Raw genomic sequence first — 19,573 nt, 5'->3', positions numbered from 1 at the left:
GCCACACCCCACCATGGATCAGACCAGCTCTTTCATCCTGTGCCACAGCATGCCCAGCGCCAGCAGCGGCGAGCGCAAGTATTTGCCGCCGGGGAAGGTGATATGGGGCACCCGGGCGAACAGATCGAACCTGCCGCTTTGTTGCCCGCTGATGGCCTCGGCCAGCAACTTGCCGGCCAGGTGCGTGGCATTCACCCCATGGCCTGAGTAAGCCTGGGCGAAATACACATTGGGTTGATCCTTCAGCCGGCCGATCTGCGGCAGGCGATTGGCGCCGATGCCGATCATCCCACCCCACTGATAATCGATTTTCACATCAGCCAGTTGCGGGAAGACCTTGAGCATCTTCGGACGCATATAGGCGCCGATGTCCTGCGGATCCCGCCCCGAATAATGACAGGCGCCGCCGAACAGCAAGCGTCGGTCCGCCGAAAGACGATAGTAATCCAGCGCCACTCGCTGATCGCAGACAGCCATGTTCTGTGGCAATAGACGCTGTGCCAGGTCCTCGCTCAGGGGTTGTGTGGCAATGATGTAGCTGCCGGCCGGCAGCACCTTGCCGCTCAGTTCCTGGTTGAGGCCATTGAGATAGGCATTGCAACCCAGGACCAGGGTCTTGGCGCGGACCGAGCCCTGTTGTGTATGTACCGTCACTTCCGGGCCGTAGTCGATGCGCGTGACCGCCGATTGCTCGAACAGGCCGACCCCCAGGCGCTGTGCCGCATCGGCTTCGCCCAGGGCCAGGTTCAGCGGGTGCAGGTGGCCCGAGCCCATGTCGATCAGGCCACCCACGTAGCGATCCGAACCCACTACGCTGTGCATCTCGTGGGCCTGCAGCAGTCTCGTTGTGTGGCGATAACCCAGGGCGCGCAATTCTTCGGCGTCTTCGGCGAAACCTTCCAGGTCGGCAGGTTTGTTGGCGAGGTCGCAATAACCCCAGGTCAGGTCGCAAGGAATCTGAAAGCGCTCGATGCGTTGTCGGACGATTTCTACCGCTTCCAGGCCCATGAGTTTCATCTCGCGCACGCCATCGGCCCCGATGACCGGGGCGAACTGATCGAGGCCATGGCCGACGCCACGGATCAACTGGCCGCCGTTACGCCCGCTCGCCCCCCAGCCGATCTTGTGTGCCTCCAGCAAGATGACGCTCATGCCGCGCTCGGCCAGTTCGATGGCGGTGTTCAGCCCGGAAAACCCGCCGCCGACCACGCACACATCCGCCATCCGCTCGCCTTGCAGCACTGGGTGGTCCGGCTGTGGCAGGCTGCTGGCGGCGTAATAGGAGGCGGCGTGTGCGTGGCTCGGGACAGCTTGCTGAACACGGGCGTTCATGTGCGTAATCCTGATTGTCATGTTTGAGAAATTTTACGGAGCATAAGCCGCGACTTTGCTCGTGAGCAACATCGGTCGGCCGACGCTGTCTGGCCCACTGCTTTTAAGGCAGAATCCCGAACTGTCTCGCCTTGGTAGCCGTTTCGATGAGTTGCAACAGTCAAAAAATCCGCACGCTGCGCCAGCAGATCCCGTCGTTCGAATGTGTGCCGGGCTGCCATGACTGCTGCGGACCGGTGACGACGTCCCCCGAGGAAATGGCCCGTCTGCCGCGCAAGACCCGGGCCGAACAGGACGCCGCCCTGGAAGCGCTCGATTGCGTTCACCTGGGACCGAACGGTTGCACCGTCTATGACGAGCGACCGTTGATCTGTCGGCTGTTCGGCACCACGGCGAGTCTGCCATGCCCCAATGGCCGGCGCCCGGTGGAGCTGATCCATCCGCGGGTCGAGCAGCAGATCCATGAGTACATGGCCAGCAATCGGCAGGTATTGGTCTGACGCCGCAACGCCCAGGTTCAATCCGGAATCGGCAGGTTCAGGCTCTCCTTCACCTCTTCCATCACGATGTAGCTCTTGGATTCACGCACGTGGGGCAGCTTGAGCAGGATGTCTCCCAGCAGCTTGCGATACGAGGCCATTTCGGAAATCCGTGCCTTGACCAGGTAGTCGAAATCCCCCGACACCAGGTGGCATTCCAACACATGGGGCAATTTCAGCACGGCGCGTCGGAATTCTTCGAAAGTGTCGCCGGACTTGTAGTCGAGGCTGATCTCGACAAACACCAGCAGGCTGCCTTTGAGGTGCTGCGGGTTTAGCCGGGCGTTGTAGCCCATGATGATCCCTTCGCGCTCCAGGCGCCGCACCCGCTCGGTACACGGTGTGGTGGACAGGCCGACCTTTTCGCCCAGCTCGGTGAAGGAGATCCGCCCGTCGGCCTGGAGGATGCGCAGGATGTTGCGGTCGATCTTGTCCAGCTCGCGTTTGGTCTGTGTATTGGTACGCACAGGGGATGCTCCTCCATGAAAAGGGTTTTTGCCGAGAATTCTCGCCAAATATAGGCATTTATATAGTGAAAAGCACTGGCTGATCTTTTTTAAACTGCGCGCATCAAAGCTGTGTACAACAAACGTCAGCGGTTATCCGCGATGAGGTCATAAAATGCGCGTTCTGGTCTTGGGTAGCGGCGTCATCGGCACTGTCAGTGCTTACTATCTGGCCCGGGCCGGGTTTGAAGTGGTGGTGGTCGACCGTCAGCCGGCGCCGGCCATGGAAACCAGCTTCGCCAACGCCGGCCAGGTATCGCCGGGTTATGCCTCGCCGTGGGCCGCGCCGGGTGTGCCGCTCAAGGCCATCAAGTGGCTGCTGCAGCGTCATGCTCCGCTGGCCATCAAGGCTACTGCCGACATCGACCAGTACCTGTGGATGGCGCAGATGCTGCGCAATTGCACCGCCAGCCGTTATGCCATCAACAAGGAGCGCATGGTGCGCCTGTCGGAGTACAGCCGCGACTGCCTCGACGAACTGCGCGCCGAAACCGGCATTGCCTACGAAGGCCGTACCCTGGGGACGACACAGTTGTTCCGTACCCAGGCCCAGCTCGACGGCGCGGCGAAAGACATCGCGGTGCTGAAGGAGTCCGGCGTGCCCTTCGAGGTGCTCGATCGCGAAGGCATCGCGCGGGTCGAGCCGGCCCTGGCCAATGTCACCGATATCCTCGCCGGCGCCTTGCGGTTGCCCAACGACCAGACCGGCGATTGCCAGATGTTCACCACGCGCCTGGCGGAAATGGCCGTCAAGCTCGGTGTGGAATTCCGCTTCGGCCAGAACATCCAGCGCCTGGACTCTGCCGGCGACCGCATCAACGGCGTCTGGATCGACGGCAAGCTGGAAACCGCCGACCGCTACGTCCTGGCCCTGGGCAGCTATTCGCCGCAATTGCTCAAGCCCCTCGGTATCCGTGCACCGGTGTATCCGCTCAAGGGTTACTCCCTGACCGTGCCGATCACCAATCCGGCAATGGCGCCCACCTCGACCATCCTCGACGAAACCTACAAGGTGGCGATCACCCGCTTCGACAACCGCATCCGCGTGGGTGGCATGGCGGAAATCGCCGGTTTCGACCTGTCCCTGAACCCGCGTCGCCGCGAAACCCTGGAGATGATCGTCAACGACCTTTATCCTCAGGGCGGTGACCTGGCCCAGGCCAGTTTCTGGACCGGCCTGCGCCCGACCACCCCGGACGGTACGCCAATCGTCGGCGCCACGCCGTTCAGGAACCTGTTCCTGAACACCGGCCATGGCACGCTCGGCTGGACCATGGCTTGCGGTTCCGGTCGTCTGCTGGCGGACCTGATGGCTCGGAAAAAGCCACAGATCAGCGCCGAAGGCCTCGATATTTCCCGTTATGGCAGCAAACATCAGGAGTCTGCGAAACATGGCAATCCAGCGCCAGCTCACCAATGACCGCATGAGTCAGGTTGTGGTGCACAACGGCACCGTTTACCTGGCCGGGCAAGTCGGCGACGACATGAGCGCCGGCATTGAACAACAGACCCGCGAAACCCTCGCCAATATAGAGCGTCTTCTCGACCTGGCCGGGACCGACAAGAGCCGCTTGCTGTCGGTGACGATCTACCTGAAAGACATCGAGGCGGATTTCGCAGGCATGAACGCGGTCTGGGACAAATGGCTGCCCCAAGGTGTCGCGCCGGCACGGGCCACAGTGCAGGCCCGGCTCTGCGAGCCGGAAATCCTCATTGAACTGTCGGTCGTGGCCGCGCTGCCGTAAACCGATCGAACCAGTCCCTCTCCCGGCGCTGTTGATGGTGCATGCCGTCAGCCAGCGCCGGTTTTTTACCCTGTCCGACTATTAGAAGTCTGCCGCCATGCGTCCTGCCCGTGCCCTGATCGATCTCCAAGCCCTGCGTCATAACTACCAACTGGCCCGCGAAGTCACAGGGGCCAAGGCCCTTGCGGTCATCAAGGCCGACGCCTACGGGCACGGTGCGGTACGTTGCGCCGAGGCCCTGCAGGACAGTGCCGATGGGTTCGCCGTGGCCTGCATCGAAGAGGCCCTGGAGTTGCGGGCCGGTGGGATCCGTGGGCCGATCTTGCTGCTGGAAGGCTTTTTCGAAGCCGATGAATTGGCGTTGATCGTCGAGCATGACTTGTGGTGTGTCGTGCACTCGTTGTGGCAGCTCGAAGCGATCGAGAAAGCGACGATGAGCAAGCCGATCACCGTCTGGCTCAAGCTTGACTCCGGGATGCATCGGGTCGGCTTGCACCCGGCGGACTATCAAGGCGCCTACCGTCGACTGCTGGCCAGCGGCAAGGTGGCGAAGATCGTGTTGATGACTCACTTTGCCCGTGCCGATGAGCTGCATGACCCCAGCACTGTCCAGCAACTGACGGTGTTCGAGGCTGCGCGCCAGGGCCTGGTGGCGGAAACGAGCCTGCGCAATTCACCGGCGGTTCTGGGTTGGCCGCAGATACCAAGCGACTGGGTGCGTCCGGGCATCATGCTGTATGGCGCGACGCCCTTCGAGGAGGCCCAGGCCACGGCGTCACGCCTGCAACCGGTGATGACACTGGAGTCGAAGATCATCAGCGTGCGGGAATTGCCCGCCGGCGAGCCGGTGGGATACGGCGCCCGTTTCGTGACCGCGCAACCGACCCGGGTCGGGGTGGTTGCCATGGGCTATGCAGACGGCTATCCGCGCCAGGCGCCGACCGGTACGCCGGTGCGGATCGACGGACAGCCCAGCCAACTGGTCGGGCGAGTGTCGATGGACATGCTGTGTGTCGACCTGACGCACCTGCCCCAGGCCGGCCTCGGTTCCACCGTTGAGCTTTGGGGAAAGCACGTGCTCGCCAGTGACGTGGCGAAGGCCGCCGGGACGATTCCCTATCAGATTTTTTGTAACCTGCGACGAGTGCCACGGCTCTATTCCGAGGGCTGAGGCGAGGCTGGGTCGACCGGAGGTCGCTTCACCGCACGGGATTCGGGCCAAAGTGTTGTAAATACTGAACGCTGTCGCCATGATAACGCTCACTTACCACACAACACTCCCTGGAGGTTCCTGCATTGGACGTCGGTGAACGACTGCAAGCCATTCGTAAACTCAAAGGTCTTTCCCAGCGTGAACTCGCCAAGCGCGCGGGCGTTACTAATAGCACCATTTCCATGATCGAGAAAAACAGCGTCAGCCCCTCGATCAGCTCGCTGCGCAAGGTTCTCGGCGGGATTCCCATGTCCATGGTCGAATTCTTTTCCGAGGAAATCCTCCAGGAGAAACCTACCCAGATCGTCTACAAAGCCAACGAATTGATCGACATCTCCGATGGTGCCGTGACCATGAAGCTGGTGGGCAAGGCGCACCCGAGCCGGGCGATTGCCTTTCTGAACGAAATCTATCCGCCTGGCGCCGATACTGGTGACGAGATGCTCACCCACGAGGGCGAGGAAACCGGGATCCTGGTGGAGGGCCGGTTGGAGTTGGTGGTGGGGGCCGAGACATTCGTGCTCGAGGCAGGCGACAGCTACTATTTCGAGAGCACCAAGCCACACCGTTTTCGTAATCCGTTCGATACGCCGGCGCGACTGATCAGCGCAGCTACGCCGGCCAATTTCTAGGAAAAACGGCGCCGAGCCTGGATGGCAAAGGCGCCTGGGGGTGAGCGGGCCATGGCTGACAAGACCCTTGCGACTTTAGGGTTGTTTCAGTGTGGCAGGCTTACCGCTATACTTGCGCCCGCCTGCAAACCGTGGCCGCAGGCGTGACTAGCCACCATTGAGGGTGTACGCGTGAACCTAATTATGAAAATGCTGGCTGCACCAGCAACCGTATTGGCCCTATGGGCTGCGAGCGCTCAAGCGGCGCCCAACGATGAAATCGCCAAGCGTCTTGAACCCGTCGGCCAGGTTTGTGTTCAGGGGAAAGAATGCAAGGGCATGGAAGTCGCCGCTTCGGCTGGTGGCGCTGGTGGGGCCAAGGCACCGAAGGATGTCATTGCGAAACACTGCAATGCATGCCACGGCACTGGCTTGCTGGGTGCCCCTAAAATCGGTGACAAAGCGGCCTGGAAAGAGCGTGCCGATCACCAGGGCGGTCTTGACGGTATCCTGGCCAAGGCCATCACCGGTATCAATGCCATGCCGCCTAAAGGCACTTGCGCCGATTGCTCGGATGAGGAGCTCAAGGGCGCAATCAAAGAGATGTCTGGCCTGTAAAAGCCAACAGCCCGCATCCATCCGGAAAAGCCGCTTACGAGCGGCTTTTTTGTGCCTGCGGCTTTGCAACGCTGTTCATCGCAACCAAGACCCGTCAATCTCGGTCCAACCCACATTCACGGAGCAGGTCGGAGGGGCCGATGGTGCAATTGTGTTCAATCGAACAGGCGGTGGACGAGGTGCTGGAGCGGTTGCCGACGCACATTCACCTTGGCATGCCCCTGGGGCTGGGCAAGCCCAACCTGTTCGTCAACGCGCTTTACCGACGCATCGCCCAACTGCCGGAGCGGCAGCTGACCCTCTACACGGCGCTGAGCCTGGGACGGCCGAACCTGGGCGATGGTTTGCAGAAGCGTTTCCTGGAGCCCTTCATCGAGCGTGTCTTTGGCGACTACCCCGAACTGGATTATCTCGCCGACCTGCATCGGGACAGCCTGCCGGCCAATATCCGGGTCCAGCAATTCTTCCTGCAGCCCGGCAGCCTGTTGCACAGTGCTTCGGCCCAGCAGGACTACGTCAGCAGCAATTACAGCCATGCGGCCCGGGACATCAACGCCGCCGGCCTGAACCTGGTGGCACAACTGGTGGCGAGCGACCCGCAATACCCGGATCGCCTGAGCCTCAGCTGCAACCCCGACATCACCCTCGACCTGTTGCCGATGATCGCCAAGCGGCGCGCGGAGGGGGAGACGATCCTCATGCTGGGGCAGGTCCACAGCGACCTGCCCTACATGCCGGGCGATGCTGAGGTCGGCATCGACACCTTCGACCTGTTGATCGATGAGAAGGACAGCCACCGGTTGTTTTCCACGCCGAACATGCCGGTGGGGTTCCAGGATCATTTCATCGGCCTGCACGCCAGCACCCTGGTGCGCGACGGCGGCACCTTGCAGATTGGCATCGGCTCGATGGGCGACGCGCTGACGGCGGCACTGTTGGCGCGCCAGGCCGACAACGCCGGATACCAGGCCCTGCTGGCGGACCTGAACCTCAGCCAGTGGGCCCGGTTGATCGAGCGCGAGGGCGGGGTCGAACCGTTTGCCAAGGGGCTGTACGGCTGCAGTGAAATGTTCGTCAACGGCCTGTTGGCGCTGGCGGAAGCGGGGATCATCCGGCGCAAGGTCTATCCCGACGAGCCGACCCAGGAACAGGCCAACGCCGGTACCCTCGACGAGGCGGCCCAGCCCGATGGCGTCTGCATCCATGGCGGGTTCTTTCTTGGGCCGCGCAGTTTCTACGAGCGCCTGCACGAGCTGCCCCAGAGCAGGCGGCTCGAATTCAATATGACCCGTATCAGTTTCATCAACGAGCTGTACGGCCAGGAGCGGCTCAAGCGCTTGCAACGGCTCGATGCCCGGTTCATCAACACGGTGTTCACCATGACATTGCTGGGCGCCGGGGTGGCTGACCAGCTGGAAGACGGGCGGGTGCTCAGCGGCGTGGGAGGGCAATACAACTTCGTTGCCCAGGGCCATGCGCTGGAGGGCGCGCGTTCGATCCTGCTGCTGCGCAGCTGGCGCGAGGCAGGGGGCGAGGTCAGCTCCAACATCGTCTGGGAGTACGGCCACTGTACCATTCCCCGGCATTTGCGAGACATCGTGGTTACCGAGTACGGTATCGCCGACCTGCGGGGCAAGACCGATGCCGCAGTGATCGAGGCGCTGCTCAATATCAGCGATTCCCGGTTCCAGCCGGGGCTGATCGAGCAGGCACAAAACGCCGGCAAGCTGCCGAAGGATTTCCGTCTCGATCCGCGATTCGCCGAGAACACTTCGCAGCGCTTGCAGACGATCCAGGCACGGCATCCGAATCTTTTCCCGGAGTACCCGCTGGGCTGCGATTTCGACGCTGAAGAGCGGGACCTGCTGCGGGCGCTGAACTGGCTCAAGAGCAAGTTCAAGCTCACCGAGATCCTGGAATTGGGTAAAGCCGCGCTGGACGCACCGCAGCCGTGGGAATTTGCCCAGCACCTGGAGCGGATGCAACTGACGAGCCCTGAAGGCCTGAAGGAGGAGCTGGCCCAGCGGTTGTTGCTGGCGGGTCTCAAGGCCACTGCGCCATAGCGATCAGCCTGAGACGCCTATGGGCGCGCGCCTGCTCGCGATAGCGGACTATCAGCCAACTCGATGCTGGATGTGCGACCTCATCGCGAACAGGCTTGCGCCCACAGGGTTGCGGATCAATCGATAAAGGTCACGACCCCGCCTTCCAGGGATTGCACCCGGGCCAGGGATTCGACGCGATAGCCTTGGGCATCCAGCTCCGCGCGCCCGCCCTGGAACGATTTCTCGATCACGATCCCCAGTCCGGCCACGGCTGCGCCTGCCTGCTTGATGATGGAGATCAGCGCCTGGGACGCCTTACCGTTGGCCAGGAAGTCATCGATGATCAGCACGCGGTCGCTGCTGGTCAGGTGGCGCGGGCTGATAGCTACGGTGTTTTCGGTTTTCTTGGTGAACGAATACACGGTAGCCGACAGCAGGTTTTCCGTCAGGGTCAGGGATTGCTGCTTGCGGGCGAAGATCACCGGTACGCCCAGGTTCAGGCCGGTCATGATCGCCGGGGCAATGCCCGAGGCTTCGATGGTGACGATCTTGGTCACGCCCGAATCCCTGAACCGCGCGGCAAATTCGTCGCCGATCAGCTTCATCAGCTGCGGGTCGATCTGGTGGTTCAGGAAGGCGTCGACTTTCAGAACCTGATCGGAAAGCACGATGCCTTGTTCACGGATTTTCTGGTGCAGGGCTTCCATGAAGCCTCCTTTGGTGGCGCTTTCGACGCCTGAGGTCAGTTGAAAAAATCGATTCTAGCGTTTGAGCATCGCGCGTATATCGGCCAGGGCGTTGTTGCCTCGCACGGCCTTCACTTCGGTCGGCGTGTCGTCGTTGCCTTCCCAGGCCAGATCATCCGGCGGCAGTTCGTCGAGGAAGCGGCTCGGGGCGCAGTCGATCACCTCGCCGTATTGCTTGCGCTTGGCGGCGAATGTGAATGCCAGCGTCTGGCGTGCCCGGGTGATGCCGACGTAGGCCAGGCGCCGTTCTTCTTCGATGGTGTCGGCTTCGATGCTGGAGCGGTGGGGCAGGATTTCCTCTTCCATGCCCATGATGAACACGTAGGGAAACTCCAGGCCCTTGGAGGCATGTAGGGTCATCATCTGCACGCCTTCGGCACCTTCTTCCTCTTCCTGCTGGCGCTCGAGCATATCGCGCAGCACCAGCTTGCCGATGGCGTCCTCGACGGTCATTTCGCCGTCTTCGTCTTTTTCCAGGGTGTTCTTCAACGCTTCGATCAGGAACCAGACATTGCCCATGCGGTAGTCGGCGGCCTTGTCGCTGGAGCTGTTGGTGCGCAGCCAGTTTTCATAGTCGATGTCCATGACCATGCTGCGCAGCGCCGAGATCGGGTCTTCCCCGGCGCACTGCTCGCGTACCTTGTCCATGAAGCGCTTGAAGCGCGCCAGGCGATCGGTGAAACGGCTGTCCAGGTGTTCGCCCAGGCCGATTTCATCGGTGGCGGCATACATCGAGATCTTGCGCTCGGTGGCGTAGTTGCCAAGTTTTTCCAGGGTGGTGGAACCGATTTCCCGGCGCGGGACGTTGATCACCCGCAGGAAGGCGTTGTCGTCATCCGGGTTCACGATCAGGCGGAAATAGGCCATCAGGTCCTTCACTTCCTGGCGGCCGAAAAAGCTGTTGCCACCGGACAGGCGATAAGGGATCTGATGATGCTGAAGCTTGAGTTCGATCAGCTTGGCCTGGTAGTTGCCGCGATACAGGATGGCGAAGTCGCTGTAGGGCCGGTCGGTGCGCAGGTGCAGGCTGAGGATTTCCATGGCCACGCGCTCGGCTTCGGCATCTTCGTTGCGGCAGCGGATCACACGGATCTCGTCACCGTGGCCCATCTCGCTCCACAGCTGTTTTTCGAATTCGTGAGGGTTGTTGGAAATCAACACGTTGGCGCAACGCAGGATACGGCTGGTGGAACGGTAGTTCTGCTCCAGCATCACCACCTTGAGCGATGGGTAGTCTTCCTTGAGCAGCATCAGGTTTTCCGGCCGGGCACCGCGCCAGGCGTAGATCGACTGGTCGTCGTCGCCCACCACGGTGAACTGGTTGCGTTTGCCGATCAGCAGCTTCACCAGCAGGTACTGGCTGGCGTTGGTGTCCTGGTATTCGTCCACCAGCAGGTAGCGGACTCTGTTCTGCCATTTCTCCAGGATGTCGGCGTGGTCCTGGAACAGCTTGACCGGCAGCAGGATCAGGTCGTCGAAGTCCACCGCGTTGAAGGCCTTGAGCGTGCGCTGGTAATGGGCGTAGACGATGGCGGCGGTCTGTTCCTTGGGATTGCGAGCGTTCTCCAGGGCTTCGGGAGGCAGCACCAGGTCGTTCTTCCAGGCGCCGATCATGTTCTTGATCTCGTCGACGCCGTCGTCGCCGGAGTATTCCTTCTGCATGATGTCGGTCATCAGGGCCTTGACGTCGGTCTCGTCGAAAATCGAAAAGCCCGGCTTGTAGCCCAGCCGCACATGCTCCTTGCGGATGATGTTCAGCCCCAGGTTGTGAAAGGTGCAGACCGTCAGGCCCCGGCCTTCGCCAGGACGCAGCAGGCCGCCGACCCGTTCCTTCATTTCCCGGGCAGCCTTGTTGGTGAACGTCATGGCGACGATGTATTGGGCACGAATGCCGCAATTCTGGATCAGGTGCGCGATCTTGCGGGTGATCACGCTGGTCTTGCCGGAGCCTGCACCGGCGAGCACCAAAAGTGGGCCGCCGACATAGTTCACGGCTTCTTGCTGCCGGGGGTTGAGTCGGGACATGACGGGGTCTGGGAGTCGTTTGCGAAAATGGGCCGGCATTTTAACAGGCTCAGCGAATTGTGCTGCTCTGTCCGACTTGTGACTCGACAACTGACGCAAATCACCGTTTTGCCTGTGCCATGCGGAATTTGCGGCAGATTTGCGGAGAATGTTCGATTTTTGGATGAAAAAATCGCCAGAAGCCTGTATTTGAGAACCATTGACATTGGTCATTGCCGATTGGCAGGTCATAATGCCCGGCGCCTACCACCTTGCAGAGTCTAGGGAGTCAGCTTGTCCACGCCTGTCGAACCCTTGCGTTTGCTGTTATTGGCCGAAGAGCCTGAGTGGCCGGCGATACTGCGCGAGTGCCTGGCGCCCATGGCGGGCTCGATCGTGTTGACCAGCGCCCCGGACTGGGAGTCGGTCAGCGACCTGTTCGAAGACAATCGTAGTGCCGTGCTGCTGACCGTCGCGGCATTGCAGCCGGCACCCGGCCGTTGCCGCCTGCCGACTGTCCTGCTGTTGGAGCAGGAACCTGCGACACCGCCCGATGGCGCCAGCGACTGGCTGGTGCGCGACACGCTCGACAGCGCGACCCTGCGTCGTTGCCTGCGCCATGTACGCGAGCGCGGTGTGCTGGAAAACACGTTGCAGCGCCTGGCCGAGCAGGACCCCTTGACGGGCATCGCCAACCGCCAGGGTTTCCAGACCCTGCTGGCGGCGCGCCTGGCCGAGAACGAAGGTCGCGGCCTGGCACTCGGTCATCTGGACCTGGACAACTTCCGCCACGCCAACGATGCCCTGGGCCACCAGGCCGGCGACCGCTTGATCCTGCAAGTGGTGTCGCGCCTCAAGGGTTCGCTCGAGGCCGGCGACCAATTGGCGCGATTGGGCAGCGACGAATTCGCCTTGCTGATCGATACCCGCCGCGCGCCGCAACGGGCCGAGTGGATCGCCGAGCGCATCACCCAGGCCATGGCCGAGCCGTATTGGGTGGACGGCGAGAGCCTGTTGATCGGTTGCAGCCTGGGCATCGCCCATGCCCGCGCCCAGGCCGGCGCCGACCCGCTGATGTGGCACGCCCACATCGCCATGCAGCAGGCCAAGAGCACCCAGGGCTGTACCTTTCATATCTTCAACGAACGTATCAACCGCAATGCCCGCAGCCTCGCCGACCTTGAGAGCGAACTGCGCCGGGCACTGCGTCGCGATGAGCTGGAACTGCATTACCAACCGCGACTGGACCTCGATAGCGGCAACATTGTCGGCCTCGAAGCCCTGGTGCGCTGGCGTCACGGCGAGCGCGGGTTGCTGCCGCCGAGTGAGTTCGTGCCGCTGGCGGAGCAGAGTGGCCTGATCGTGCCGCTGGGTTACTGGGTGATTTCCCGGGCACTGCGGGACATGCAGGCGCTGCGCGAGCGAGGGCTGGCGCCGTTGCACATGGCGGTCAACCTGTCATTCCGGCAGTTCCAGGACAGCCAGTTGCTGTCGACCTTGAGCCGGCTGATCGCCGAACGCGGCGTCGAGGCGCAATGGCTGGAGTTCGAGCTCACCGAAACCGCCGTCATGCGTCGCAGCGAGCTGGTCAAGCAGACCATGGACGCCCTGGGGCGCCTGGGGGTGCGTTTTTCCCTGGACGATTTCGGTACCGGGTTCTCCTCGTTCGTGCACCTCAACAGCCTACCCATCGCCTTGCTCAAGATCGACAAGAGCTTTGTCGGCGGCATGGAGCAGCGCGAAGAGAACCGCAAGCTGGTGCACGCGATGATCAACCTGGCCCACAACCTGAACCTGGAAGTTGTGGCCGAAGGGGTGGAGACCCCCGAGCAGCTGGACCTGCTGCGTGGCTTCGGTTGCGACCAGGTCCAGGGCTACCTGATCAGCAAGCCGTTGCCGTTGCCGGAATTGGTCGAGTACTTGACGTTCGAGGGTGATCAGCAGTCCACACACGATGTCGTGGTCTGACACAAACCCTTGTGGAAGCGAGCTTGCTCGCGATAGCGGGGTACCAGCCAAAATGGATGTGACAGACCTATCGCGATCGCGAGCAAGCTCGCTCTTACAAAGAGATGGATTTCACTTGGCCTGAATGGCTTCGAAACCGGGCTGTCCAGCCTCACTGCGAATCATCCGCTTCATCTTCCATTCAAATGCCAGCGTCAGGCTCACCGCCGCGCAGGCCAGCCCCAGGGCCAGGCCCCACCAGACACCGGTCGGCCCCCAGTTCAGGTGGAAAGCCATCCACCACGCGGCCGGCGCGCCGATCAGCCAATAACACCCCAGGCCCACCAGGAAGGTCGTCTTGGCATCCTTGAGTCCGCGAATGCAACCCATGGCGATGGTCTGCGTGCCGTCGAACAGCTCGAACCACGCCGCCACGGCCAGCAGGCTCACCGCCAGGTCGATGACCGAGCGGAATGCCGGGTCGTCATGGTCCAGGAACAGACCGACCAGCTGGTTCGGCAGCAGCCAGAACACCATGGCGAAAGCCAGCATCACCGACGCGCCGAAGCCGATGCCGACCCGCCCGGACAGCCGCGCCATCGACAATTGCCCGGCCCCGTAGTGCTGGCCGACCCGCATGGTGATCGCATACGACATCCCCGCCGGGACCATGAACGCCACCGAGACGATCTGCAGGGCGATCTGGTGGGCCGCCAGCGGCGTGCTGCCCATGGTGCCCATGCACAGCGCGGCGAACGCGAAAAGGCCGACCTCCACTGCGTACGTGCCGCCAATCGGCAGGCCCAGGCGCCAGAGCTCCTTGAGGTACTGGCGGTTGGGGCGCGACAGGCCTTCGAGCAGCGGATAGGCGCGGTAGGCCGGGTGCCGGTGGATATGCCATGCCAACGCCAGCGCCATGCAGTTGGCGACAATGGCGGTTACCAGGCCGATCCCCATCAGGCCCGGTTTCGGCAGGCCGAACATGCCGGTGATGAGTGCGTAATTGAGCAGGAAATTGATGACCGTGCCCCACAGGCTGATGACCATGACCGGCGTGGCGCGGCCGATGGCGCTGGTGAAGCCGCGCAGGGCCATGAAGCTCAGGTAACCAGGCAGGGCGAACGGCAGCGCCAGCAGGAATTGCCCGGCGGACAGCACGTTGGTTTCGGTCTGGCCGAACATCAGCAGTACCGGCTTGAGGTTCCACAGCAGCAGTCCGGCCATCAGGGCCATCAGCCAGGCCAGCCACAACCCGGCCTGGGTCAGGCGGGTGGCGCCCTCGACATCGCCCGCGCCCCGGCGGATCGCCACCAGGGTACCCACGGCCGCGATCACGCCAATGCAGAAAATCGAGACGAACGAGTAGGCCGCGGCACCGAGACCGCCGCCGGCAAGGGCTTCGGGGCTCAAGCGCGCCATCATCAGGGTGTCGGTCAGCACCATCAACATATGCGCCAGCTGCGAGGCAATCAATGGCCCCGCCAGCCGCAGAATGGCCCCGAGTTCGGTATGCACCGGATGCCGCATGTTCATAACACTCCCTGTCCAGACGAGGCAGTAAAGCGTCGATTCTCGGCCCTTGCCGGGCTTTGCACAAAAGGATAAAAAAGATCGCTGGCATGATTAAAACTCATGCAGGGCAACTATTTGCTAAGGTGCAGGACTCATCCCCGGAGCTTTTCTCATGTCCCGTCGTCTTCCTCCCCTGTATGCGCTGCGGGCATTCGAAGCGGCGGCGCGATACAGCTCGTTCACCCGGGCGGCGCAAGAGCTGTCGATCACCCAGAGTGCGGTCAGCCGGCATGTCCGCACCCTCGAGGAGCACTTTGCCTGTCGATTGTTCCAGCGCAGTGGTCGCAACCTGCAACTGACCGAAGCGGCGCGGTTGCTGTTGCCAGGCGTGCGCGAAGGCTTCATGGCGCTGGAGCGGGCCTGCCACACCCTGCACGGGGAGGACGGCATCCTGCGCATGAAGGCGCCCTCGACCCTGACCATGCGCTGGTTGCTGGCGCGCCTGAGTCGCTTTCGACATCTGCAGCCTGGCAATGAGGTGCAGTTGACCAGCGCCTGGATGGACGTCGACTCCGTGGACTTCAACACCGAACCCTTCGATTGCGCGGTGCTCCTGGGTAATGGGCATTTTCCAGCGGATTGGGAGGCCAGTTTCCTTTTCCCCGAGGAGTTGATTCCGGTAGGCGCGCCGAACCTGGGAAGCGATCGACCCTGGGATGCGCAACGGCTGGCCAGTGTCGAATTGCTGCACCCGACGCCCGACCGTCGGGACTGGCGCAAGTGGCTCGAGTGCATGGGGCTGTCAGATAAGGTGTCCCTCAAGGGTGGGCAGGTGTTCGATACGCTGGAGCTGGGCATGATTGCGGCGGCCCGAGGTTACGGCGTATCCATGGGTGATCTGTTGATGGTGGCCGAGGACGTGGCCCAGGGACGTCTGAGCCTGCCGTGGCCCACCGCCGTGGCCAGCGGAGAGCACTACTATCTGGTCTGGCCGAAAACCCGGCCAGGGGGTGAACGTTTGCGTCGGCTCAGTGACTTCCTCCAGGGGGAGGTCAAGGCCATGCAATTGCCTGCGGTGAAGCGCCTGGGCTGAATCGTTGAAGCTTGGGTGGTGGCTAGTTGGCATTAATCCGTCCAATGCGCTCAAGTATTCGGCTTTGCCGCCGAATCCGTGAAGATGGAACCTTCGTTCAGAAAGGGCTTACCGATATTTCACCCCGAAAAAAAAGCCGAGTGTGCGACTCGATCAGGATGATCTGGTCACTCGTCCAGGAGCCGTCATGTCTCAACCCCGTGCCCGTATCGCCTCACAGCTGGGTCTTGCCCTTGCCGTGATACTGGCGGTCGTAATTTCCGGCAGTACTGTATTTGCGTTGCGTTCGCTGGATACAGCCAACCTCGCCACCCGTGAAGAGCATCTGGCCAGTGAAGCGCGTCTTCTAGCCGATCAACTCAGCACTTTCCATGGCACCCTGAGGGAAAGCACCCAGCGGTTGGCCGGCCTGTTCGAAAAACGTTTCAGCGCCGGCCTGAGCGTGCATCCCGACCAGCCAGTCGCAGTGGCGGGCGTGCAGCTCCCGAGCCTGAACCTGGGCAATGCGGTGCTGAACAACGATTTCACCGAAGTCGATGAGTTCAAGCAGATGACCGCCGGCACCGCCACGGTGTTCGTGCGCAACGGTGACGATTTCGTCCGCGTCAGCACCTCGGTCACCAAGCAGGACGGCACGCGAGCCATCGGTACCGTGCTCGACCATGCCAGCCCGGCCTATGCCCGCCTGATGGGTGGGCAAAGCTACATCGGTCGCACCCTGCTGTTCGGGCGCTACTACATGACCCAGTACAGCCCGGTTCGTGACAGTGGTGGCAAGATCATTGCCGCACTGTACGTAGGATTCGATTACACCGACGCGCAAAACGCGCAATTCGAGAATCTCAAGCGCTTCCGCATTGGCCAGACCGGTTCGCTGGCCCTGTTGGACGAGCAAAACAAATGGCTGGTGCCGCCTGCCGGCGTGCAGGCCCTGGACCAGGCGAGCACGACGATCCAGAAGCTGGTCAAGACGCCGGGCAAGGGTGAGTTCTGGAGCGATAGCGCCGAGACGTTCTACAGCGTTGCCGTGCCGTTCGAAGGCGGGCCCTGGGCCGTCGTGGCGAGCATGCCGAAAACCGAGATCAACGCGGTGACCTGGAGCGTGGGCACCCAGTTGGCCATCGGCAGCCTGCTGGCGATGCTGCTGGCTGTTGGTGCGGCGGTATGGCTGCTGCGCAGCAAGCTGGCGCCGCTGGGGGATCTGGTACGCCAGGCGGAAGCCTTGGGAGCCGGTGATCTGAGTGTGCGCTTGAACGTATCGAGCCACGACGAAATCGGTCAGCTGTCCCGGGCTTTCAATCAGATGAGCCAGGCCCTGTCGACCATGGTCGAGCACATCCGCAAGGCCTCCCATGAAGTCAACAGCCGCGCCCAGGCCCTGTCCGGTCTGTCCAGCGGTGCGTATGAGGGTATGGAGCAGCAGTCGGGCGAGATCACCAGCATGGCCGGTGCGGTGGAGGAGTTCAGTGCAACGTCGGCGAACATTGCCGACAACATGGGCAATACCCAGCGCCTGGCCCAGGAAAACGCGCAACAGACCCAGATCGGTCGTACCTCGATGGACGAAGCGTCGTCCTCCCTGGAGCAGATTGCCGGGGCGCTCAACAGCACCGCCACGGTCATCAATACCCTGGGCCAGCGCTCCCAGGAAATCGGCGGCATCGTGGGCGTGATCACGTCCATCGCCGAGCAGACCAACCTGCTTGCCCTGAACGCCGCCATCGAAGCGGCTCGTGCGGGTGAGCAGGGCCGCGGTTTCGCGGTGGTGGCCGACGAAGTCCGTAGCCTGGCGTCTCGTACTCGTCAGGCCACTGATGAAATCTCCAGCATGATCACCAGCATCCAGCAGGAAACCGGCAACGCTATCAGCACCATGGAGCAGGGCAACCTGCTGATGCAGGAAGGCCTGTCGCGCAACGCCAATGTGGCCTCGGCGCTGGCGCGCATCGACGAGCAGAGTCGCTCCGCCGGCCAGCAATTCGCGGCCATCACCACCGCCACCCAGGAGCAGAGCAGCACCGCGACCTTGCTCAGCAGCAACCTGCAGAGCATTGCCATGGCCAACAGCGAACAGCGTGAAGTGGTCTCTAACCTGGCGATCACCGCCAAGGAACTGGAAAAGCTGGCCCAGGACCTGCGTCAGGAAGTTGATCGGTTTCGCTGAGGCTTAGCCGAACGCCCCCCATTCCTGTGGAAGCAGGCCAGCTTCCACAGGAATTGCCGTGTACGCCGATCTTTGCATCCCCGATCAGCGAACCACCCCCCGCGTTAGCGTTGATCGTTGGCACCCGTTGTTCCGTCGTCCTTGCGGGTAAGCCCGCTGCTGCCCCCGCCCCCTCTTTTCCATCGCCTCGTTTTTGATCGATTGCGGTTTTTCGTCTTGCTGAAACGTTTCTCCAAGACTATAAAACCCGCACAACTCCAAAAAAGAAGGCCATCTCCATGACTCCGCTCCGACTTATCATTGCCCTTGGCGCCTTGGGCGCTGCCTCCCAGGCCATGGCCTGGGACTATGTCCTGCTGGACACCGACAAAGCCGCCCAACCCTGGCAGATCACCAGCCAGCAGCTGGGCGTCAAGACCGACAAGCCATTTTCCGTCACCCTGCGCACACTGCACGGTGGGCGGCAGGAGGGTGTCAGCGTCGTCGACATCGACAATGGCACCCTGAAACTCTCTGTGGTCCCGACCCGGGGCATGAATGTGTTGCAGGCCTCGGTGGGGAATGTGCGCATGGGCTGGGATTCGCCGGTCAAGGAAGTCGTCAACCCGGCTTTCATCGAGCTCAACGGCCGAGGCGGACTGGGATGGCTCGAAGGGTTCAACGAACTGGTGACGCGTTGTGGCTACGAATGGGTGGGCCACCCTGGCATGGATAACGGCGAGTTGCTGACCCTCCACGGTCGCGCCGCCAACATCCCGGCCAACAAGGTCACCCTGCATATCGATGAAAAGCCGCCGTACGCGATCACCCTGCGGGGCGAGCTGAAGGAACAGGCCTTCAAGAAGGTGGATTTCTCGGTGCAGACCGAATTGGTCACCGAACCTGGCAGCGTGACCTTTTCGCTCAACGATACCCTGACCAACAATGGCGATTATCCCAAGGAGTACCAGGCGCTTTATCACAGCAATTTCAGCACGCCGTTCCTCGAGCAGGGTGCCCGCTTCGCTGCGCCGGTCAAGCAGGTCTCGCCGTTCAACGACAAGGCCAAGGGCGACCTGGCCGACTGGCAAACCTACCGGGGGCCTACCAGGGACTACGACGAAACTGTCTATAACGTCGTGCCCTATGCCGATGCCAAGGGCGACACGCTTACCGTCCTCCACAACAGGGCCGGTAACCTTGGCGTATCGGTGGGTTTCAACACCGCGACGCTCCCGGTGTTTTCCCTGTGGAAAAACACCGATACCCAAGGCCAGGGGTACGTGACCGGATTGGAGCCGGGTACCAGTTTTTCCTATAACCGTCGCTACCAGAGGCCGTTGGGCCTGGTGCCTGTCATCGGGCCGAAAGAGCACCGCCAGTTCATGATCCACTACAGCCTGCTGGCGGATAAGGGCGCTGTGGACAAGGCGCTCAAGCATATCGATTCGATCCAGAACGGCCAGAAAACCGAGGTGCGGGAGATGCCCCTGGTCGACCTGAGCAAGCCATGACGCGG

Annotated in this window: 16 protein-coding genes; 11 read left to right on the top strand and 5 right to left on the bottom strand. The window is 62.0% G+C overall.

What is annotated here, in order from left to right; translation table 11 throughout:
- Positions 1-18: 18 nt before the first annotated feature.
- Positions 19-1,332, bottom strand: a complete 1,314-nt coding sequence (locus BLP99_RS05800; protein WP_072430955.1) for an NAD(P)/FAD-dependent oxidoreductase — start codon at positions 1,330-1,332, stop codon at positions 19-21.
- Positions 1,333-1,478: 146 nt separating this feature from the next.
- Here BLP99_RS05800 and BLP99_RS05795 point away from each other — a divergent pair, with 146 nt between their 5' ends.
- A complete protein-coding gene (locus BLP99_RS05795; RefSeq protein ID WP_072390681.1) occupies positions 1,479-1,832 on the top strand; it encodes a YkgJ family cysteine cluster protein in 354 nt (117 codons plus the stop codon).
- Between the two features lie 17 nt (positions 1,833-1,849).
- On the opposite strand, the gene BLP99_RS05790 is transcribed toward BLP99_RS05795, so the two are convergent.
- Entirely contained in the window at positions 1,850-2,338 is a 489-nt protein-coding gene (locus BLP99_RS05790) for an Lrp/AsnC ligand binding domain-containing protein (protein ID WP_003206849.1), read from the bottom strand.
- Positions 2,339-2,492: 154 nt separating this feature from the next.
- On the opposite strand from BLP99_RS05790, the gene dadA reads away from it, so the two are divergent.
- From dadA to BLP99_RS05760, 6 genes are all read left to right on the top strand, one after another.
- The gene (gene dadA / locus BLP99_RS05785; protein WP_072458532.1) at positions 2,493-3,797 is read left to right on the top strand and encodes a D-amino acid dehydrogenase; all 1,305 of its coding nucleotides are present in this window, start codon (positions 2,493-2,495) and stop codon (positions 3,795-3,797) included.
- Positions 3,769-4,122 carry a RidA family protein gene (locus BLP99_RS05780; protein ID WP_053148623.1) on the top strand — a complete coding sequence of 118 codons (354 nt, stop codon included), beginning with the start codon at positions 3,769-3,771 and terminating at the stop codon, positions 4,120-4,122. The genes dadA and BLP99_RS05780 overlap by 29 nt, the downstream gene beginning before the upstream one ends.
- Positions 4,123-4,219: 97 nt before the next feature.
- The gene (gene alr / locus BLP99_RS05775; RefSeq protein WP_072430953.1) at positions 4,220-5,293 is read left to right on the top strand and encodes an alanine racemase; all 1,074 of its coding nucleotides are present in this window, start codon (positions 4,220-4,222) and stop codon (positions 5,291-5,293) included.
- Between the two features lie 125 nt (positions 5,294-5,418).
- Positions 5,419-5,967: a cupin domain-containing protein gene (locus BLP99_RS05770; RefSeq protein ID WP_072430952.1), complete on the top strand. Its 549-nt coding sequence runs from the start codon at positions 5,419-5,421 to the stop codon at positions 5,965-5,967.
- Positions 5,968-6,150: 183 nt separating this feature from the next.
- The gene (locus BLP99_RS05765) at positions 6,151-6,564 is read left to right on the top strand and encodes a c-type cytochrome (RefSeq protein ID WP_072390667.1); all 414 of its coding nucleotides are present in this window, start codon (positions 6,151-6,153) and stop codon (positions 6,562-6,564) included.
- Positions 6,565-6,704: 140 nt separating this feature from the next.
- A complete protein-coding gene (locus BLP99_RS05760) occupies positions 6,705-8,627 on the top strand; it encodes an acetyl-CoA hydrolase/transferase C-terminal domain-containing protein (RefSeq protein WP_072430951.1) in 1,923 nt (640 codons plus the stop codon).
- Between the two features lie 116 nt (positions 8,628-8,743).
- Here BLP99_RS05760 and BLP99_RS05755 read toward each other — a convergent pair whose 3' ends face one another.
- Together BLP99_RS05755 and rep are read right to left on the bottom strand one after the other, a co-directional pair.
- Positions 8,744-9,316, bottom strand: a complete 573-nt coding sequence (locus tag BLP99_RS05755; protein WP_072390660.1) for a xanthine phosphoribosyltransferase — start codon at positions 9,314-9,316, stop codon at positions 8,744-8,746.
- A gap of 54 nt (positions 9,317-9,370) precedes the next feature.
- A complete protein-coding gene (gene rep, locus BLP99_RS05750) occupies positions 9,371-11,380 on the bottom strand; it encodes a DNA helicase Rep (protein ID WP_072390655.1) in 2,010 nt (669 codons plus the stop codon).
- 273 nt (positions 11,381-11,653) lie between these two features.
- Here rep and BLP99_RS05745 point away from each other — a divergent pair, with 273 nt between their 5' ends.
- Complete coding sequence (locus BLP99_RS05745) at positions 11,654-13,327, top strand: putative bifunctional diguanylate cyclase/phosphodiesterase (protein ID WP_072390651.1); 1,674 nt, start codon at positions 11,654-11,656, stop codon at positions 13,325-13,327.
- 111 nt (positions 13,328-13,438) lie between these two features.
- Here BLP99_RS05745 and BLP99_RS05740 read toward each other — a convergent pair whose 3' ends face one another.
- Positions 13,439-14,839 carry a NorM family multidrug efflux MATE transporter gene (locus BLP99_RS05740; RefSeq protein ID WP_072430949.1) on the bottom strand — a complete coding sequence of 467 codons (1,401 nt, stop codon included), beginning with the start codon at positions 14,837-14,839 and terminating at the stop codon, positions 13,439-13,441.
- Positions 14,840-14,990: 151 nt separating this feature from the next.
- Between BLP99_RS05740 and BLP99_RS05735 the strand changes: the two genes are divergently transcribed.
- From BLP99_RS05735 to BLP99_RS05720, 3 genes are all read left to right on the top strand, one after another.
- The gene (locus tag BLP99_RS05735; RefSeq protein ID WP_072390645.1) at positions 14,991-15,911 is read left to right on the top strand and encodes a LysR substrate-binding domain-containing protein; all 921 of its coding nucleotides are present in this window, start codon (positions 14,991-14,993) and stop codon (positions 15,909-15,911) included.
- Between the two features lie 187 nt (positions 15,912-16,098).
- The gene (locus BLP99_RS26960; RefSeq protein ID WP_072390638.1) at positions 16,099-18,075 is read left to right on the top strand and encodes a methyl-accepting chemotaxis protein; all 1,977 of its coding nucleotides are present in this window, start codon (positions 16,099-16,101) and stop codon (positions 18,073-18,075) included.
- Positions 18,076-18,353: 278 nt separating this feature from the next.
- Positions 18,354-19,568: an aldose 1-epimerase family protein gene (locus BLP99_RS05720; protein ID WP_072458537.1), complete on the top strand. Its 1,215-nt coding sequence runs from the start codon at positions 18,354-18,356 to the stop codon at positions 19,566-19,568.
- Positions 19,569-19,573 lie beyond the last annotated feature (5 nt).

It is taken from the genome of Pseudomonas sp. NFACC32-1, assembly GCF_900101215.1.
Classification (GTDB): domain Bacteria; phylum Pseudomonadota; class Gammaproteobacteria; order Pseudomonadales; family Pseudomonadaceae; genus Aquipseudomonas.
This window is presented reverse-complemented; position numbering and strand designations above follow the sequence as displayed.